The organism is Plantactinospora sp. CA-294935, assembly GCF_050936445.1.
In the GTDB taxonomy this organism is placed as follows: domain Bacteria; phylum Actinomycetota; class Actinomycetes; order Mycobacteriales; family Micromonosporaceae; genus Plantactinospora.
The window spans coordinates 428,848-445,728 of record NZ_JBNJMU010000001.1 but is presented as its reverse complement, the minus strand read 5'-3'; the positions used below and the strand labels follow the sequence as shown (position 1 = coordinate 445,728).

The 16,881-nt window shown below is 72.3% G+C and carries 17 protein-coding genes; 11 read left to right on the top strand and 6 right to left on the bottom strand.

Going from position 1 to position 16,881, the window contains the following annotated elements; all coding sequences use genetic code 11:
- Window positions 1-26: 26 nt before the first annotated feature.
- The 3 genes from ACQEVC_RS02060 to ACQEVC_RS02050 all read right to left on the bottom strand — a co-directional run bounded on the left by ACQEVC_RS02060 (window position 27) and on the right by ACQEVC_RS02050 (window position 4,875).
- Window positions 27-611, bottom strand: coding sequence for an isochorismatase family protein (locus tag ACQEVC_RS02060; RefSeq protein ID WP_432872796.1), 585 nt, complete (start codon window positions 609-611; stop codon window positions 27-29).
- Between the two features lie 2 nt (window positions 612-613).
- Window positions 614-1,912, bottom strand: a complete 1,299-nt coding sequence (locus ACQEVC_RS02055; protein ID WP_432872794.1) for a nicotinate phosphoribosyltransferase — start codon at window positions 1,910-1,912, stop codon at window positions 614-616.
- Between the two features lie 284 nt (window positions 1,913-2,196).
- A complete protein-coding gene (locus ACQEVC_RS02050) occupies window positions 2,197-4,875 on the bottom strand; it encodes a LuxR C-terminal-related transcriptional regulator (RefSeq protein ID WP_432872792.1) in 2,679 nt (892 codons plus the stop codon).
- A gap of 224 nt (window positions 4,876-5,099) precedes the next feature.
- Between ACQEVC_RS02050 and ACQEVC_RS02045 the strand changes: the two genes are divergently transcribed.
- From ACQEVC_RS02045 to ACQEVC_RS02035, 3 genes are all read left to right on the top strand, one after another.
- Complete coding sequence (locus tag ACQEVC_RS02045) at window positions 5,100-6,692, top strand: hypothetical protein (RefSeq protein ID WP_432872790.1); 1,593 nt, start codon at window positions 5,100-5,102, stop codon at window positions 6,690-6,692.
- A gap of 71 nt (window positions 6,693-6,763) precedes the next feature.
- The gene (gene clpS, locus ACQEVC_RS02040) at window positions 6,764-7,054 is read left to right on the top strand and encodes an ATP-dependent Clp protease adapter ClpS (RefSeq protein ID WP_318401841.1); all 291 of its coding nucleotides are present in this window, start codon (window positions 6,764-6,766) and stop codon (window positions 7,052-7,054) included.
- Window positions 7,030-7,566, top strand: a complete 537-nt coding sequence (locus ACQEVC_RS02035; protein WP_346259422.1) for a DUF2017 domain-containing protein — start codon at window positions 7,030-7,032, stop codon at window positions 7,564-7,566. The genes clpS and ACQEVC_RS02035 overlap by 25 nt, the downstream gene beginning before the upstream one ends.
- Before the next feature lie 157 nt (window positions 7,567-7,723).
- On the opposite strand, the gene ACQEVC_RS02030 is transcribed toward ACQEVC_RS02035, so the two are convergent.
- Window positions 7,724-8,584, bottom strand: a complete 861-nt coding sequence (locus ACQEVC_RS02030; RefSeq protein WP_432872788.1) for an aldo/keto reductase — start codon at window positions 8,582-8,584, stop codon at window positions 7,724-7,726.
- Between the two features lie 179 nt (window positions 8,585-8,763).
- On the opposite strand from ACQEVC_RS02030, the gene ACQEVC_RS02025 reads away from it, so the two are divergent.
- From ACQEVC_RS02025 to rdgB, 7 genes are all read left to right on the top strand, one after another.
- Entirely contained in the window at window positions 8,764-9,252 is a 489-nt protein-coding gene (locus tag ACQEVC_RS02025; protein ID WP_432872786.1) for a Mov34/MPN/PAD-1 family protein, read from the top strand.
- A gap of 69 nt (window positions 9,253-9,321) precedes the next feature.
- A complete protein-coding gene (locus ACQEVC_RS02020) occupies window positions 9,322-9,669 on the top strand; it encodes a MoaD/ThiS family protein (RefSeq protein ID WP_432872784.1) in 348 nt (115 codons plus the stop codon).
- 10 nt (window positions 9,670-9,679) lie between these two features.
- Window positions 9,680-10,645: a PLP-dependent cysteine synthase family protein gene (locus ACQEVC_RS02015; protein ID WP_346259419.1), complete on the top strand. Its 966-nt coding sequence runs from the start codon at window positions 9,680-9,682 to the stop codon at window positions 10,643-10,645.
- A gap of 182 nt (window positions 10,646-10,827) precedes the next feature.
- Window positions 10,828-11,028, top strand: a complete 201-nt coding sequence (locus ACQEVC_RS02010) for a hypothetical protein (RefSeq protein ID WP_432872782.1) — start codon at window positions 10,828-10,830, stop codon at window positions 11,026-11,028.
- Window positions 11,029-11,241: 213 nt separating this feature from the next.
- Complete coding sequence (locus tag ACQEVC_RS02005; RefSeq protein ID WP_432872780.1) at window positions 11,242-11,988, top strand: MBL fold metallo-hydrolase; 747 nt, start codon at window positions 11,242-11,244, stop codon at window positions 11,986-11,988.
- 146 nt (window positions 11,989-12,134) lie between these two features.
- Entirely contained in the window at window positions 12,135-12,863 is a 729-nt protein-coding gene (rph, locus tag ACQEVC_RS02000; RefSeq protein WP_432872778.1) for a ribonuclease PH, read from the top strand.
- Window positions 12,860-13,483 carry an RdgB/HAM1 family non-canonical purine NTP pyrophosphatase gene (gene rdgB / locus ACQEVC_RS01995; protein WP_432872776.1) on the top strand — a complete coding sequence of 208 codons (624 nt, stop codon included), beginning with the start codon at window positions 12,860-12,862 and terminating at the stop codon, window positions 13,481-13,483. Before rph ends, rdgB begins: the two co-directional genes overlap by 4 nt.
- A gap of 65 nt (window positions 13,484-13,548) precedes the next feature.
- Here the strand turns inward: rdgB and ACQEVC_RS01990 are convergent, their stop codons facing one another.
- Window positions 13,549-14,730 (bottom strand): low temperature requirement protein A, encoded by a 1,182-nt coding sequence (locus tag ACQEVC_RS01990; RefSeq protein WP_432872774.1) that lies wholly within the window; start codon window positions 14,728-14,730, stop codon window positions 13,549-13,551.
- Window positions 14,731-14,951: 221 nt separating this feature from the next.
- Here ACQEVC_RS01990 and ACQEVC_RS01985 point away from each other — a divergent pair, with 221 nt between their 5' ends.
- Window positions 14,952-16,130: a low temperature requirement protein A gene (locus ACQEVC_RS01985; RefSeq protein WP_432872772.1), complete on the top strand. Its 1,179-nt coding sequence runs from the start codon at window positions 14,952-14,954 to the stop codon at window positions 16,128-16,130.
- A gap of 64 nt (window positions 16,131-16,194) precedes the next feature.
- Here ACQEVC_RS01985 and ACQEVC_RS01980 read toward each other — a convergent pair whose 3' ends face one another.
- On the bottom strand, window positions 16,195-16,698 hold the full coding sequence (locus ACQEVC_RS01980; protein WP_432872771.1) for a hypothetical protein: 504 nt from the start codon (window positions 16,696-16,698) through the stop codon (window positions 16,195-16,197).
- Window positions 16,699-16,881: the final 183 nt, after the last annotated feature.

The following is a 16,881-nucleotide window of genomic DNA, read 5'->3' as shown; positions in this document are numbered from 1 at the left end:
CCTGCCCGGCCGGTACGACGTACCCGCTACGGGTTCCCGCCGGTCCGGGGCGTGCCGTGCAGGGTGACGCCGGCCTCGCGGAGCATGGCCAGCGCCGCATCGGTCGTCTCCGGGTCGACCCCGGCGGTCAGGTCGAGCAGTACGGTGGTGGCGAAGCCCTCCCGGGCCGCGTCCAGCGCGGTGGCCCGGACACAGTGGTCGGTGGCGATCCCGACCACCTCGACGGTGTCGACCGAGCGCCGCCGCAGCCAGTCGGCCAGCCCTTCGTCGTCTGCGGTGCTGCCCTCGAAGCCGGAGTACGCCGCCGCCCACGCGCCCTTGCGGAACACCGCCTCGACCCGCTCGGTGGCCAGGTCCGGATGGAACTGCGCGCCCTCGGTGCCGACGACGCAGTGCCGGGGCCAGGAGGTGGCGTAGTCGGGTGGGTCACCGAAGTGCGCACCCGGATCCACATGGTGGTCCTTGGTCGCCACCACGTGCTCCCAGCGGTCCGGAGCGGCTGCGAGCAGCCGGGAGATCCCGGCCGCCACCGCGCCGCCGCCGGCCACGGCGAGGGATCCGCCCTCGCAGAAGTCGTTCTGTACGTCGACGATGATCAACGCTCGGCTCATCGCTACCCTTCCGGCTGGTCGGCGGAGACGACGGTGACCGGGATGGTCGGGTCACCCGCCGAGAGCTTGAGTCCCTCCCAGGGGATGGAGATCAGGCACTGCCGCAGGTGCTCCCGTGACTCGGTCAGGCTCGGCAGCGGCTCCGGCTCGCCGTTAGTGACGTACCGCCGCTGCAACGCCCGGTCACCGGGCTGCGGTGCGGGTCCGCCCTGCGAGACGACGACCTCCTCGGTCGCCGTACCGCTCGGCTTGTGCCGCCGGACGGCGACCTTGCGCCCGCCGACGGTCGCCTTGTGCTCGGAGCGCTTGACCACCGAGCGGCCGTCCACCTCGACCAGCTTGTAGACCAGCCCGGCGGTCGGGGCGCCGGAGCCGGTCACCACGGCGGTACCGGCGCCGTACATGTCGACCGGCTCGGCGGCGAGCGCGGCGATGGCGTACTCGTCGAGGTCGCCGGAGACGATGATCTTGGTCTCGGTGGCGCCGAGCGAGTCCAGGAGTTCCCGCGAGTGCTGGGCCAGCACCGCGAGGTCGCCGGAGTCGATCCGCACCGCCCGCAGGTCGGGCCCGGCGATCGCGATCGCGTTCCGGATGCCCTGGGCGATGTCGTAGGTGTCGACCAGCAGCGTGGTGCTCTTGCCCTGCGCCGCGACCTGCGAGGCGAACGCGGTCGGCTCGTCGTCGTGCAGCAGCGTGAAGGCGTGCGCGGCGGTGCCGGCGGTCGGTATCCGGTAGCGCTGCCCGGCGGCCAGGTTGGAGGTGTAGCCGAATCCGGCCAGGTAACTGGCCCGGGCCGCGGCCACCGCCGCCTCCTCGTTGGCCCGTCGGGCACCCATCTCGATCAGCGTACGGCCGCGGGCAGCGGTGACCATCCGGGCCGCCGCCGCCGCGATCGCCGAGTCGTGGTTGAGCACCGACAGCGTCAGCGTCTCCAGCAGTACGCACTCGGCGAAGGTGCCGGAGACGGTCAGGATCGGCGAGCCGGGGAAGTAGAGTTCGCCCTCGGCATAGCCGTCGATGTCGCCGCTGAACCGGTATCTCGACAGCCACTCGGCGGTCGGCTCGTCGACCACTCCGCTGTTCCGGAGGAAGGCGACGTCCGCCTCGTCGAACCGGAAATCCGCCAGCAGGTCGACCAGCCGGGCGGTGCCGGCGACCACGCCGTAGCGGCGACCGGTCGGCAGCCGGCGGGTGAAGACCTCGAAGACGCAGTGCCGGTCGGCGGTGCCGTCCCGGAGGGCGGCGCTGACCATGGTCAGCTCGTAGTGGTCGGTGAGCAGCGCGGGGCGGGAACTGTGCACCACGCCAGCCTAAGCGTGCCGTGCCGCCGCCGGTCGCCGGTCGTCACGGGGAGCCGCACCGGCACCCCGAGCGTCCGCGCCGGCCCGCAACACCGGCCGCGCCGCGCCGTTGTCGCCTCGTCGCCTCGTCGCCTCGTCGCCTCGTCGCCTCGTCGTGCCGTCGTGCCGTCGTGCCGTCGTGCCGTCGTGCTGTCGTGCTGTCGCCTCGTCGTCCCGTTGTCGCGTCGCGTTGCCGTCCCGTCGCCCCGGTTCCCGGTTCCCGGTTCCCGGTTCCCGGTTCCCGGTCAGCGGTCGGGCTCGCTCTCCTGCTCGGGTATCGCCTTCAGCGCCGGCCACAGTTCCCCGCGACCGGCCACGCCGAGTTTGTTGTAGACCCGCTGGAGGTGGTTCTCCACGGTGCGGGTGGAGATGTAGAGCTGCTCGGCGATGTTCCGGCTGGCCAGCCCCCGGGCGGCCAGCCTGGCGATCTGCCGCTCCCGCTCGGTCAGCGCCGGCTGGCGTACCGACAGTGCGGGCGTACGCAGCACGTCGCAGCGCCGGAGCAGCCCGGCGAGTCGCAGGTTCGCCTCGTGCGACCGGTTCGACCGGGCCGCCCGGAGCCGGGTCACCGCCCGGCTGGTCGCCTCGGCCGCGAAGACGTTGAGGTCGAGTTCGGCGAAGCCCTCCGCGACGGCGAGCAGTTGGTCGCCGGAGTGGCCGTACTCGGCCCGGGCGTGCCGGGCCATCAGCGCCGGCAGCGGGCCGTCGACCGTCTCGCTCAGCTCGGTCAGCCGCTGGGCCACGGTCCGCCGCCGGCCGGTGACGGTCGGCTCGCCGACCTCGATGTCGGCCCGGCCGAACCGCACCAGGTCGTGCAGGGCCAGCACCTCGTGCCCGGCGAAACCGTCCGCCTGGAGCCGGTGTACCAGCTCGCGGAGCGTGCCGACGCCGCTGCCGAGGTCGCCGGTGGCGGCCTGCACGGTGGCCCGGGCCTGTTCGAGCCAGGGGTAGAGCACGGCCATCCCGGAGGTCTGCGACCGGTCCGACTCGGCCATCGCCTCGACCGCGGAGTCGACGTCGCCGCGCATCGCCGCCGCCTGGGCCCGCTCGGCGTGGGCCAGCCCGGCGAAGACCCGGCTGGTGGCGAGGACGGCACAGGCACCGAGGCTGGTCCGCAGCGCCTCACCGGTCTGGCCGCGCAGCCGGGCGGCCTGGGCGCGCAGGATCGAGAGATAGCCGGAGCCGAGCCGGAAGTCGCCCGCGTCGGCCAGGTCGGCGAACTCGGCGGCGACGATCGCGTCGATCCCGGCCAGGTCGCCGGCGAGCGCCAGCCGGGTGCCCCGGGCCAGTTCCAGCGCGAGTTGCAGGTAGGGCATCTCGGCCCGCCACTGCGCGGCCTCGGCGGCCACCCCGTCGACGGCCCGGCCGCTGAGCGTCAGCTCGCCCCGGGCGGCCTGGAGGTGCGCGATGGTGCACCGGGCCAGGCCCCGGGCGGCCACCGTGGCGGCCGGCCGGTCCAGTACGGAGCGGCTCAGCCGCAGCGCCGCGGCGCACTCCAGCCGGTGCAGTCGCATGATCGCCTCGAAGGCGACCACCCGGGCCCGGTCGGCCGGATCGGTCAACCGTGCCGCGTCGGCCGCGATCTCGGCCACCGTGGACTCCCGGTTGAGTCCCCAGTACGAGACCATGCCGCGTACGGTCAGCCACCGGCTGCGCCGCTCGTCCGAGGAGATCTGGTCGGCGACCGAGTCGAGCACCCGGATCGCCTCCTCGGCCTGGTCGCCGAACATCAGGATGGTGGCCAGCAGCTCGGCGGCCTGGTAGCCGCCGCCGGCCTGCAAGGCGGCCCGGGCCAGCCTGGCGGCGAGCGGTACGTCGAACTGGCTGAACGCCTGCCCGCCGGCGCGCAGCAGCAGGGCCGGATCCTGCGCGGTACCGGAGTCGAGCCGCCAGACCGCCACCCGGAGCAGGTCGTCGCGGCGCCGGGTGCCGGCCCGCTCGACCAGTTCGGCGAGGTGCGCGTTGAGTCGGCGGGCCCGGGTGACCGGGCAGCGCCGCCGGACCACCTCGCCGTAGAGCGGGTGGGCGAGCCGGACGTCCGAGCGGCGGTCGCGCACGTCGACCCGGATCAGGCCGCGCTCCTCGGCGGTCTCCACGCTGGAGCCGTCGGTCGCCCGGTGCAGCAGGGTCAGCCCGATCGGCTCGCCCATCGCGACCAGTTCGACCACCGCGCGTACGCCCGGGTCGAGCTGGCCGATCCGGGCGTCGATCAGCTCGTCGAGGCTGGCCGGAAGCTGGCTGCGGCCGGTCCACTGCCAGACGCCGTACGTCCGGGTCAGCTCGTCGCTGGCGTGCGCCGCGATGACCAGCTCGCGGAGCATCAGGGCGTTGCCCTCGGAGAGCCGGTAGAGCCGGTCCGCCGAGGGCCCGTCCACCGGGTCGCCGAGCATCGCGGTGAGCAGGTCGTTGCTGTCGTCCGGGGTCAGCGGGGCCAGCTCGGCGTGGTCGACCAGGTCGTCCGTCCACAACGCGCGGATCGGCAGCGGCACCGCCTCGCCGCTGCGCAGCGTGCCGAGCACCGTCGCGTTGTCGGAGCGGGCGATCAGATAGACCAGGGCGGCCGAGGAGGGGTCGAGCAGGTGCGCGTCGTCGATGCCGATCACGATCCGCCGGCCCGCCGCCTGCTGGTGCAGCGCGTCGACGGCCCAGCGCATGATGCCGGCCGGGGAGAGGCCGGCGGGCTGGTCGGTCGGGAGTACCTGGGCGAGCCCGCCGAACGGGATGCCGGCGGTGGCGATGTTGGCGGAGGCTGACCAGACGGCGCAGCCGCGCGCGGGCAGCGCCGCCAGCCCCTCGCTGAGCAGGCGACTCTTGCCGACCCCGGCGGTGCCGCTGAAGAAGATGCCTCGGCTGCCCGGGCTGGTGGCGGCACTCACCAACCGGTTGAGTTCATCCGTTCGACCAACGAAGCTCCACCGCCCCATCGGGGCAGCATATAGACCGGATGCCATCCGCGCGCGTCTGGTGACTCAATGAATTTGAGTAGCCGCGCGGCCATCCATGAGTATCGTTGATGCTCGTAGCGTACGGGCATCGACACGTAGCGTTCCGATATTCGGCGGGACCTCGGCCAACACCACCGGTCGAGCCGCGCCGACGGCAGCGGTCCGGCCGGAGTGTTCCGGTCGGCTGGGAGGTGCAGACGGCGATGGAGTTCCGGTCGCTCCCCGTCTCCGGGCCGCCGGGAGCGCCCGGCCCCCGGACGCCCCGCCGTACGCCGGGCGACGAACCGGCGCTGGTCGAGTCCCCACCCGACGAACCGCTCGCCGTGATCACGGTCGGGCCGTCCGGCGAGGACCGCCGGGCCGTACTCGCCGGACTGCTCGGCGCCGCCGCGCCACCGCTGCGGGTCCCGGCGGGGAGCTTCCTGGTGGTCGACTACGCGCCGTCGGTCGGCGGCGCCGCCTACGTGCCCGGGCTGCGCTCCTCCCGGGAGTACCGCCCGGAGCCGGTCGGTGCCGGCCCGGCCCTGGCCCGCCCGCCGCGCCGGGTCGAGCTGACCGTGCCCGACCCGCTGCTGCGGCACTTCACCCTGGTCGACGCACCGGACACCGGCACGCTCGGTGTGGCCGGCATCCGGGTGGTCCGCGACGCCGTGCGCCGGGGCGGCGCGCTGCTCTACGTACTCCCCGACGACCAGCCGGTCGCCACCGCCGAGCTGGACCTGCTCGCCGAGGTGGCGGAGGAGGCCGCGGTCTTCCTGGTCGGCACCCCGGGCGCCGCCGACGGCTGGGCCGCCGGGTGCGGTCCGGCGGACGCCGTCGGGCGCACCCCGGCGTACTCCACCGGTTCCGCGGCGGCCACCGTCAGCGGGTTCGCGGTGCCCGGCCAGGACGACGAGGAACCGGCAGCCGACGGGTCGTCGGCCGGCTGGCTGGAGGCGCGCCGGGCCACCCTGGTCGCCGCGGTGCCCGCGCTCGCCGGAGTGGACTGGATCGACCTCGACCCGGCCGCCGCCGACACTGCCTACCTGCGCCGGGCCCTGATCGACTGGGCAAGTGCCGAGGGGCTGCGCCGGGCCAGCCTCACCCCGCCGGTCGCGCCCGGGGCCACCCGGACGGTTCCGGTCGCGCCGGCCGCCCGGACCTCCGACTGGGCCGACCGGTTGGAGCGGCGGTCCCGGGGCCTCGCCCACCAGCTCCGCCGGGACATCGCACTGGAGATTGCCGCCATCCATCTGCGCGGCGTGCGCGAGGTGGTCGGCGGTGCCGGCGTACCGGGACTGCCCGGGCTGCTCGACCGGGAGGTCGAGGCGCTGTCGCTGGAGGTGGTGGCGGCCTGCGATGCGGGTGTGGACAAGATGCTGGGCGAGTCGCTCGCCCTGGTCTTCGGCGGGGTGCCGGACGAGGGCGTACGGCTGCGTGCCGCCGCCGCGGTCGGCTGGGGACTCGCCGACGACCGGGCCGCCCGGGACTTCGACCGGGTACTGCTGATCCGGGAGACCGGCGAGGTCGAGACGGTACTCGGGCTGGGTGCGGTCGGCGCGCTGGCGGGCTATCCCGGCGGTACTGCCGGGGCCATCCTGCCGCCGCTCGGGGTCGGCCTCTCCGGCGGCTGCTACCAGTACTGGCGCAACCCGTTCCGGGCCGATCCGATCCAGGCGCGGTCCTGGCTCGGCCGGGCGCTGCGGGAGACCGAGCTGGAGCTGTGCCGCGAGGTGTCCCGGCGGTTCGAGGCGGTCGCCGACTCGCTCACCGACGTGCTGGCCGAGGCGGTCCGGCACGGTCGTCTGCTCGCCTGAACGAGCCCGGTTCGCGCCCGGGCGGCGTTCCGGTTCCTCGCTACGCCGTCGACGGTGGCACGATGGGGGGCATGGCGGCTCCACAGGTTGCACCGGTCGACGCGCCGGACACCGAAGACGTGCCGGTCGCCGACCGGGCATGGGTGACGATCGTCTGGGACGACCCGGTCAACCTGATGTCGTACGTGACCTGGGTGTTCCAGAAACTCTTCGGCTACAGCCACGAGAAGGCCGAGAAGCTGATGCTCGACGTGCACAACAAGGGCAAGGCGGTGGTGTCCAGCGGCGCCCGCGAGCGGATGGAGCACGACGCGTCCCAACTGCACGCGTACGGGCTGTGGGCGACGGTGGACCGGGCGTGAGTACGTTTCGTCGACAGGGCGAGCACTGCGTCGCCACGTTCGCCGCCGACGAGGTGCGGGTGCTCCGCAAGGTCGCCTCCGAGGTGGTCGGCCTGCTCACCGACGGCTTCGACCACTCCGACCCGGTCGTCGGGCGGCTGTTCCCGGACACCTATCCGGAGAGCCCGGGTGACTCGGCCGAGTTCCGGCAGTACACCGAGGGCGACCTGAAGACCGGCAAGATCGACCAGGCGGGCGCGGTACTCGCGGCGCTGCCCCCGGTTACCGGCGGCGAGGTACGCCTCGACGCGGAGGCCGCCGAGGCGTGGCTGCGGGCCCTCAACGACGCCCGGCTGGCCATGGGCGTACGCCTGGACATCTCCGCCGACACCGACCTCGGCGACGAGCTGGACGACGCGGTGCTGCACGACCCGACCTCGACCCGGGTCTTCCAGCTCTCCATCTACGCCTACCTGGGCTATCTCCAGGAGTCGCTGCTCACCGCGCTGGTCGACGGCAAGCTCGCCGACTGACCGCCCACGCCGGCGCCGCGCTTCGTGCGCGTGCGCCGGCGCCGGTTCGGTGCGGGTCCGTGCCCGTAGATGATCGCGGCGAGGGACGACGTGAGCACCACCCGGCGCACCGTGCTCGCCGCCGCGGCGCGCAGCAGCCGCAGGGTGTCCGGGTGGTTCAGGCCCGGTCGAGGGCGGCCAGCTCGTCCGGGTCGAGCTGGAGTTCGGTGGCGGCCACCGAGTCCCGGATCGTCTCCGGCCGGCTCGATCCGGGGATCGGGATCACCTGCGGCGACCTGGCCAGCAGCCAGGCCAGGCAGACCTGCTGCGGGCTGACGCCCCGGGCGGCGGCGACCTCGGCGAACGGCGCGAACCGGCTGCCCAGCTCGCCGGCCCGGGAGATCCCGCCCAGCGGGGACCAGGGCAGGAAGGCCAGGCCCAACTCTTCGCAGAGCGCCAGCTCCGGCTCCGAGCTGCGGAACGCCGGGGAGTACTGGTTCTGCACCGAGACCAGTCGGTCGCCGAGGATCTCCCGGGCCTGCCGGATCTGCTCCGGGTTGGCGTTGGAGATGCCGGCCATCCGGACCTTGCCGGCGTCGACCAGGTCCCGGACCGCGCCGATCGCGTCGGCGTACGGGACCTTGGGGTCGGGGCGGTGGTGCTGGTAGAGCCCGATCGCCTCCACCCCGAGCCGCTTGAGGGACGCCTCGCAGGCGCTCCTGAGGTAGTCCGGTGAGCTGTTCACCGACCAGCTCCCGTCGCCGGGGCGCAGGTGCCCGCCCTTGGTGGCGACCAGTACCCCGGAGGTGTCCCCGCCGTAGCTGGCCAGCGCCCTCGCGATCAGCGACTCGTTGTGCCCCACCTCGTCGGCGTGCAGGTGGTAGGCGTCGGCGGTGTCGATCAGGGTGACGCCGGCATCCAGCGCGGCGTGGACGGTACGGATCGCGCGTTCCTCGTCCGGCCGTCCCTCGATCGACATCGGCATGCCGCCGAGACCGATGGCGCTCACCTCGGTGCTCCCGATGCGGCGTGAGTTCATCGCACTGCCTCCTCCACTCGGACACCCGGCCGGCGGCCCGGCACGACCGGGCCGTTCCCGTCGCACTCTTTCTGTCACAGGCTGGCACCGCCCGCCACGTGGGATCACGTGAGGTCGGCCACTCCCGTCGGCCGAGGTCGACCGCTCCCGGCCGGGCCGACAGGCGGTAGGCTGGGCCTGTGCTGAGCATCGACCGGTCGATAGTCGAGGCGATCGTCGCGCACGCCCGCCGGGACCACCCCGACGAGGCGTGCGGCGTGGTCGCCGGCCCGACCGGCGCCGACACCCCGACCCGGCACATTCCGATGGTGAACGCCGCACGGTCCATGACGTTCTACGAGTTCGACTCGATGGAGCAGTTGCGGGTCTGGCGGGAGATGGACGATCGCGACGAGGAGCCGGTGGTCATCTACCACTCGCACACCGCGACCGAGGCCTATCCGTCCCGCACCGACGTCTCCTTCGCCGGAGAGCCGGGCGCGCACTATCTGCTGGTCTCCACCCGTGATCCGGAGACCGAGGAGATCCGTTCGTTCCGGATCGTGGACGGGGTGGTGACCGAGGAGCCGGTCAGGGTCGTCGACGCCACGGTGGACCCGAACGCCGTGCAGTCGTACATGTTCGGGCAGAGCCCGGCGACGGTCGACTACGAGTGTTCCGGCCGCTGACTTCCGCAGCTCAGCAGCCGTTTTCGTAGTCCGTTCCCCAACTCCGTCGTTCCAAGGAGCACATCAGTCATGGCCATCGAGGTTCGCATCCCCACCATCCTGCGCAGCTACACCGGCGGCGCCAAGGTCGTCGAGGGGTCCGGCGACTCCATCAACGAACTCCTGTCCGACCTGGACGGCAAATACGCCGGCCTGCGTGGCCGGCTGGTCACCGAGCAGGGTGCACTGCACCGCTTCGTCAACGTCTACGTCAACGACGAGGACGTCCGGTTCCTCGGCGCACTGGACGCCAAGCTCTCCGACGGGGACACCGTCACCATCCTGCCGGCCGTGGCCGGCGGCGCGTTCGGCTTCGCCGCGGCAGCCGCGATCTTCGGGCACGGCACGTCGGTGCCCGCCTCGTCCGCCGCCCGCTGAGGAGGCCGCCATGACGCGGTACGAGAGCCTGCTCGACGCGTGCGGCGGTACTCCGCTGGTGGGGTTGCCCCGCCTGTCGCCGACGGTGCCCGACGGGGCACCGCCGGTGCGGCTCTGGGCGAAGCTGGAGGACCGGAACCCGACCGGCAGCATCAAGGACCGGCCGGCGATGTTCATGGTCCGCGAGGCCGAGCGGGCCGGCCGGCTCCGGCCGGGTGACACGATCCTTGAGCCGACCAGCGGAAACACCGGGATCTCGCTGGCCATGGTGGCGAAGCTCCGGGGCTACCGGCTGGTCTGTGTGATGCCGGAGAACGTCTCGGCGGAGCGGGTCCAACTGCTCCGGATGTACGGCGCCGAGATCATCTTTTCGCCGGCCGCCGGCGGCTCCAACCAGGCGGTGGCGACCGCCAAGCAGATCGCCGCCGAGCACCCCGACTGGGTGATGCTCTACCAGTACGGCAATCCGGGCAACGCGCAGGCGCACTACGAGACCACCGGTCCGGAGCTGCTGCACGACCTGCCCACGATCACGCACTTCGTCGCCGGGCTGGGCACCACCGGCACCCTGATGGGGACCGGGCGCTACCTGCGGGAGAAGGTCGACGAGATCGAGATCGTCGCCGCCGAGCCCCGGTACGGCGAACTGGTCTACGGGCTGCGCAACATCGACGAGGGCTACGTCCCGGAGCTGTACGACGCCCGCGTGCTGACCCGGCGCTTCTCGGTCGGTACCCGGGACGCGGTGCTGCGTACCCGGCAGCTCGTCGAGGTGGAGGGGATCTTCGCCGGATTCTCCACCGGGGCGATCCTGCACGCCGCGCTCGCCGTGGCGCACGAGGCGGTCAAGGCCGGCCGCCGGGCCGACGTCGCGTTCGTGGTCGCCGACGGCGGCTGGAAATACCTGTCGACCGGCGCCTACGGCGGCACCCTCGCCGACGCCGAGGATGCCCTGGACGGCCAGCTCTGGGCCTGACCGGCGAACCCGTCCGGCCGGGCGCGGTGCACCGAACCGACCCGGCCGGCGGGGTTCCGGCCCGCTGTCGTACCCCGGTGGTCTGACCCGGCCGGCGGGGTTCCGGCCCGCTGTCGTACCCCGGTGGTCTGATCTTCCCGACCGCGACCGCGACGGTGGCGGGACCACCGGGGAGGTCTTCGATGGGCGTGCTGTACGACTACTTCCGCGCGCGGGACGCGGACGCCGTGCTGGCGCTGATGACGGCGACCGGGGGACACGCGCTGGACCCGGCTGCCCATCCCGAGACCGGCGTGCTGGACCTCAAGGGCATCGAGCCGACGGTGACCGAGGGTGTTTTCGGCGGGGCCGGAAGCGGATACCGACATGCCCGCCGAAGGTGACGGAACGTAACGGTCGGGCCGTTTGCGGCGTCTAACCCGTACCGGGCCGGGTCGCCCAGACCGGATGTCACGTTGACGACAACTGTACCCAGATCTTTCTTGTGCCCAGGTGTCGCGGCGTAGGCTGCGCACCGTGACAGACCTTCCGGCATTGATCGTTTACGCGTTGGTCGGCGGGCTGTCCGTGACCATCTGTAATGGCGGGGCGACTTGATGCGACTGACCATCCTCGGCTGTGCGGGCAGTTTCCCGGGCCCCGAAGCGGCCTGTTCGGCCTACCTGGTCGAGGCCGACGGCTTCCGGCTGCTGCTCGACTTCGGCTCGGGCTCGCTCTCCGCATTACAACGTTATGTCGGGCTGAAAGCGGTCGACGCGATCCTGCTGACCCACCTGCACGGCGACCACATCCTCGACGCGGTCCCGTACATCGTGGTGCGGCGGTACGCCCCGGACGGCCCCTACCCGCCGCTGCCGGTGTACGCCCCGAGCGGCGCGCCGGACCGGCTCGCCAACGCGTACAGCCTGGAGGAGGGCCTGCTCGACGACGTCTACACCTTCTACGGCCTGCAACCCGGGACGTTCCCCATCGGGCCGTTCGCGGTGACCGTCGACCGGGTCAACCATCCGGTGGAAACCTACGGGGTGCGGCTGGAGCACGGCGGCCGGTCGCTCTGCTACTCCTCGGACACCGCCCCCTGCGAGTCGCTGCTCCGCCTGGCCCACCGCGCCGACCTGTTCCTCTGCGAGGCGAGTTATCTGGACGGGGTGGAGAACCCGCCCGACCTGCATCTGACCGGGCGCGAGGCGGGCGAGGCCGCCGCCAAGGCGGAGGTGGGCAAGCTGCTGCTGACCCACCTGGTCGCCGCCTGGGGCAGTGAAGCGGTGACCCACGAGGCGGCGCTCTCCGCCTTCGCCGGCCCGGTCGAGGTGGTCCGGCCCGGCGCCCGGTACGAGGTCTAGTCCCCGAGATCTGCACGCCCGACGCACCGATCCGCCGCCACCCTCCCGGGGCGGACCCGGAACGCGGACGCCCGGGGCGGACCCGGAACGCGGACGCCCGGGGCACCCTCGGACGGCCCGATCGGGCGAGCACATAGGCTGCGGGGATGGCGCGACCTGACGGGCGGCGGCCCGACCAACTCCGACCGGTGACCCTGACCCGACGCTGGAGCATCCATCCGGAGGGATCCGTACTCGTCGAGTTCGGCGATACCCGGGTGCTCTGCACGGCGAGTGTCACCGAAGGGGTGCCGCGCTGGCGCAAGGGTTCCGGCCTGGGCTGGGTCACCGCCGAGTACTCGATGCTGCCCCGCTCCACCACCACCCGCTCGGACCGGGAGAGCGTCCGGGGCAAGATCGGTGGCCGTACCCACGAGATCTCCCGGCTGGTCGGCCGGAGCCTGCGGGCCTGCATCGACCTGAAGGCGCTCGGCGAGAACTCGATCGTGCTGGACTGCGACGTGTTGCAGGCCGACGGCGGCACCCGGACCGCCGCGATCACCGGGGCGTACGTCGCGCTGCACGACGCGGTGAGCTGGCTGGCCGAGCGGAAGGCGTTGGCCGGCAAGCCGGCGAAGGTGATGCACCGGTCGGTGGCGGCGGTCAGCGTCGGCGTGGTGGAGGGTGAGCCGCGACTCGACCTGAACTACCTTGAGGACGTGGCGGCCGAGGTGGACATGAACGTGGTATGCACCGGCACCGGGGACTTCGTCGAGGTGCAGGGGACCGGCGAGGCCGGCGTCTTCGCCCGCGAGCAGCTCGACGCGCTGCTCGACCTCGGTGTGCTCGGCTGCGCCGAGTTGACCGACGCCCAGCGGAAGGCGCTGGCCGAATGACCAAGGTGCTGCTGGCGACCCGGAACGCCAAGAAGCTGACCGAACTCCAGCGGATCCTCGACCACGCCCTCGGCCCGCAGCGCATCCAGCTCGTCGGGCTGGCCGACGTCGCGCAGTACCAGGAGGTTCCGGAGACCGGACTGACCTTCGGGGAGAATGCCCTGCTCAAGGCGCGCGAAGGCGTCAAGTGGAGCAACCTGCCGACGATCGCCGACGACTCCGGGCTGGCGGTGGACGCCCTGAACGGCATGCCCGGGGTGTTCAGCGCCCGCTGGTCCGGCAGGCATGGCGACGACCGGGCCAACCTGGAGCTGGTACTCGCGCAGATCGCGGACGTACCCGACGAGCACCGGGGCGCCGCCTTCGTCTGCGCGGTGGCCCTCGTGTTGCCGGGCGGCAAGGAGCACCTGGTCGACGGCCGGCAGACCGGACGACTGCTGCGGGCGCCCCGTGGCGAGGGCGGCTTCGGCTACGACCCGATCTTCCTCGCCGACGGGCAGGACCGGACGAACGCCGAACTCTCCCCGGAGGAGAAGGACGCGATCAGTCACCGGGGCAAGGCACTGCGGGCGTTGGCGAAGGTGATCGCCAAGGTACTGCCGGAGTCGGGCCGCCCGTAGCGGGCGGCCCCGCACCCGAACCGGGCAGCCGGCGATCGCCATTCCGTGCCGGTCGGACGGGTCGGTCAGGCCGGTCGGGGACTTCCGGGCAGCCGGTGCCCCAGCACGGTCAACTCGGCCAGCAGGGTGACCAGCAGGACCAGGTTCGCCACGACCATGATCCCGAGCGGTGGGAGCAGCGGCATCGCCGGGCCGATCGCGACGAGCGTGAGGATCGCGACCAGGCGGGGCCGGAAGATCCGGCCGGTCACCACGTAGTCGAACAGGCAGGTGCCGAGCAGGAAGAGCACCGGGCCGCCGAGCAGGGTGACTATCCAGGCCACCGGCGCCGGACCGAGCGGACGGCCGAGCACCAGGGTGGTGCCGGCGGACACCACCACGGTGCCCGCCACCATCACCAGGTGGGTGTACGAGGTCGAGGTGCCCGGCCGGACCCGTTCCACCGACGACACGTTACCGGGGGACAGCAGTTGCTCAATGCGGTGGAAGTAGAGCAGGAACAGCAGTACGGCGTTGCCGAAGGCCACCGCGCAGACGGCGAGCCGGATCTCCCCGGTGCGGGGTAGGGCGAGACCGGTGCCGGCGGTCAGGATCAGTTCGCCGAGCGCGATGAGGAAGATCTCCCGATGCCGCTCGGCCAGGTGGTTGCCGGTGAAGATCTGACTGGCCAGCTCGGTGCGACCGAGTCGCGGGGTGGGCCAGCCGAACCGGGCCGATCCGAGGTCCACCGCGACCGCCGCCGCCCAGAGCACCAAGCGGGCCGTACCCTCGGCGAACACGCCGCCGACCCACAGCCCGGCGGTGACGACGAACCAGAAGAAGACCCGGACGCTGCGGGCCTGGATCGCCCGGTGCACCCGGGTACCCGGGATCAGCACCGCGCCCCGGGCCAGGTGGATGCCGAAGTACGCCGCGACGAAGACGAAGCCCAGCTCGCCGAAGGCCCTCGGTACGGCGACCGCCATCACCAGGGTGCCGAACATGACGACGAGGACCAGGGCCTGGATCACCGGTAGCCGGGGATTGAACAGGTCGGTGAGCCACGCGGTCAAGACCCAGACCCACCACGCCGCGAGCAGCAGCACGGCCATCTGCGCCGCGTTGCGGACGCTGGGATCCTCGGCCAGCCCCTGCGAGAGCCGGGAGAGCATGAACACGTAGACCAGGTCGAAGAAGAGCTCCAGGAAGGTCGGGTACTCGGGCTCGCCGCGCCGGCGGAGGATCCTCGGCAACTCGCTGGTCGTCACGGGTTTTCTGGCCTCCTGCCAACCTCCCCGAGGCATCGGCTCGCACCCGGCGGGGCCGGACTCCCGACTCCCCCTAAACCTACAAAACCAGGCGTTATCAGAGCGCGAAACCTCTAGTCTCGGGGCGGTGACGTGCCGGGCCGGCTCGGACAGGTTGACGAGATCCGGCGGGTGCCGTCGGGGCGGGCGCGCCGGAAGGGAAACGGGGCGGATCGATGGCGATGCGCGGCGAGGCAGGTGAACCGGCGCCCGCCTCGGCCCGGCCCGATCCGATCCGTCCGACGTACCTGGAGCTCTTCTTCGACCTGGCGTACATCTTCGCGCTGATCGTCGTCACCCAGGAGTTGCTCGACGACCTGAGCTGGGGCGGTACCGGTCGGGCCCTGGTGCTGTTCCTGGCGTTCACGCTGATCTGGGCGCTCGCCACCTGGGCCGGTGACCTGCTGGACCTGACCCGGCCGACGGTGGTGCCGCAGATCGTCGGCGTGATGGCGGGCAGCCTGCTGCTGGCCGGTACGGTGCCGGAGGCGTACCACAAGGGTGGGCTGCTGTTCGCCGTCACCTACCTGACGATCCACTTCGGCAGCGGGCTCTACTACACCCTGGTCCCGTCGGGCGCGGCGCGTACCCGCACCCACCGGACGATGGTCTGGGAGGCGGTCGCCGCCGTACCGTGGATCGTCGGCGGACTCCAGACGAACGCCGGGACCCGGGCGATGCTCTGGGCGGTGGCGCTCGCGGTCGAATACCTCGGCGTCGTGCTCGGCTGGCCCACCCCCTGGGCGTGGCACCGGCCGCCCCGGGAACCCCGGCGCGTCGGGGAGCGGGTCGCCGAGCGCTACCGGCAGTTCGTGATCGTCGCGCTCGGGGCGTCGCTCTTCCTCATCGGCAGCGAGTTCAGTGAGGGCCGCTACACCCGGGACCGGGCGGTGGCCCTGGTGGTGGTCTTCACGACCACGGTGCTGATCTGGCGGATCTACATCTACCGGGCCGGGCAGTTGATGACCGGCACCATCGCCGGCGCCGCCAACCCGGCCCGGCTCAGCGAGATCACCGCCTTCGTCCACCTGGTCATGGTGGCCGGCATCGTCGGCACCTCGGTCGCCAGTCAACTCGTCATCCGCCGCCCGTTCGGTGACACCCCGCCGGCCCTGGCGGCGGTCATCCTGGGCGGCCCGGCACTCTTCCTGGTCGGGCGGGCGCTGCTCGACTACACCGTCTTCGCCCACGTGAACCGGGCCCGGTTGGTCGGGCTGCTGCTGCTGGCCGGTCTGGCGGCGGCGACACCCCTGCTGCCACCGGTCGTGGTCGGGCTCACCGTGGTAGGTGTGCTGACCGGCATCGCGACGTCGAACCTGATCCAGACCCTGACCAATCCACCGAGGCCGGCGACCCGGTGACGACCGCCGGGCCGGGGTGCCCCGACGACGGGACACCCCGGACGGTACGCGCCGGTGCTCGGTCTCAGCTTATGTACCAGGACGAGGCGTGGTCGTTCCAGCCGAAGCCGCCGAGGTTCGGCGTGTAGTGGTTGACGGTGAACGACGGACCGGTGAAGCGACCGTGCTGGTAGATCCGTACCGAGCACCTGGTGCTGGCGGTGCTGCGATCGGTCTTCACCGAGGTGAGCTTGTCGTTCCAGCCCGCCGGCACGACCGGGACCGAGATCTCCCGGTCGGCCATCGTCGTGGTGCAGGCCCGGGACTTGTAGTAGCGCAGCGTCCCGCCCTGATACTCGTCGTCCTTCCACAGTTGCGCCACGAGATAGCTGGCCCGGCTCCCCACGTCCCTCCTGGCCTGCTCCGGCGTGGCGGCACAGGCCAGTTTCGCGGTGTCCGCGTTGTACGCGCAGTGCGGCGCGGCCGCGCCGTCCGGCCCGGCCGCGTACGCGGTGGAGGTGCCGAGGACGGTTGACGCGACGGCGAGCGTGAGCATCGTGCCGACGGTGGCGGCGAAACGAATTCTCATTTCTCTTTCCCGCTTTCTTCCGAGGCGATTTCCGATTCCATTGGTCGTCGAATCCGGCAGTGCCAATCTTCCGCTGTCGGATCGACGTCCCTTGTGCTTCGAGGCTCGGCCGCCGTCCCGTTGTACGGTAGGGTCTGACGCGGGCTGACAACGCTTCTGACAAGGTGGGGGTCTGGATGCGTG

Excerpts from the sequence above, each read along its gene's own strand:
- ACQEVC_RS01985 (WP_432872772.1), top strand. The coding sequence starts at position 14,952 with ATGCGCGGCGAGGCAGGTGAACCGGCGCCCGCCTCGGCCCGGCCCGAT.
- ACQEVC_RS02015 (WP_346259419.1), top strand. The coding sequence starts at position 9,680 with ATGACGCGGTACGAGAGCCTGCTCGACGCGTGCGGCGGTACTCCGCTG.
- ACQEVC_RS02060 (WP_432872796.1), bottom strand. The coding sequence starts at position 611 with ATGAGCCGAGCGTTGATCATCGTCGACGTACAGAACGACTTCTGCGAG.
- ACQEVC_RS02050 (WP_432872792.1), bottom strand. The coding sequence starts at position 4,875 with ATGGGGCGGTGGAGCTTCGTTGGTCGAACGGATGAACTCAACCGGTTG.
- clpS (WP_318401841.1), top strand. The coding sequence starts at position 6,764 with ATGGCGGCTCCACAGGTTGCACCGGTCGACGCGCCGGACACCGAAGAC.
- ACQEVC_RS01980 (WP_432872771.1), bottom strand. The coding sequence starts at position 16,698 with ATGAGAATTCGTTTCGCCGCCACCGTCGGCACGATGCTCACGCTCGCC.
- ACQEVC_RS02005 (WP_432872780.1), top strand. The coding sequence starts at position 11,242 with ATGCGACTGACCATCCTCGGCTGTGCGGGCAGTTTCCCGGGCCCCGAA.
- ACQEVC_RS02020 (WP_432872784.1), top strand. The coding sequence starts at position 9,322 with ATGGCCATCGAGGTTCGCATCCCCACCATCCTGCGCAGCTACACCGGC.
- ACQEVC_RS02045 (WP_432872790.1), top strand. The coding sequence starts at position 5,100 with ATGGAGTTCCGGTCGCTCCCCGTCTCCGGGCCGCCGGGAGCGCCCGGC.
- rph (WP_432872778.1), top strand. The coding sequence starts at position 12,135 with ATGGCGCGACCTGACGGGCGGCGGCCCGACCAACTCCGACCGGTGACC.
- ACQEVC_RS02010 (WP_432872782.1), top strand. The coding sequence starts at position 10,828 with ATGGGCGTGCTGTACGACTACTTCCGCGCGCGGGACGCGGACGCCGTG.
- ACQEVC_RS02030 (WP_432872788.1), bottom strand. The coding sequence starts at position 8,584 with ATGAACTCACGCCGCATCGGGAGCACCGAGGTGAGCGCCATCGGTCTC.
- rdgB (WP_432872776.1), top strand. The coding sequence starts at position 12,860 with ATGACCAAGGTGCTGCTGGCGACCCGGAACGCCAAGAAGCTGACCGAA.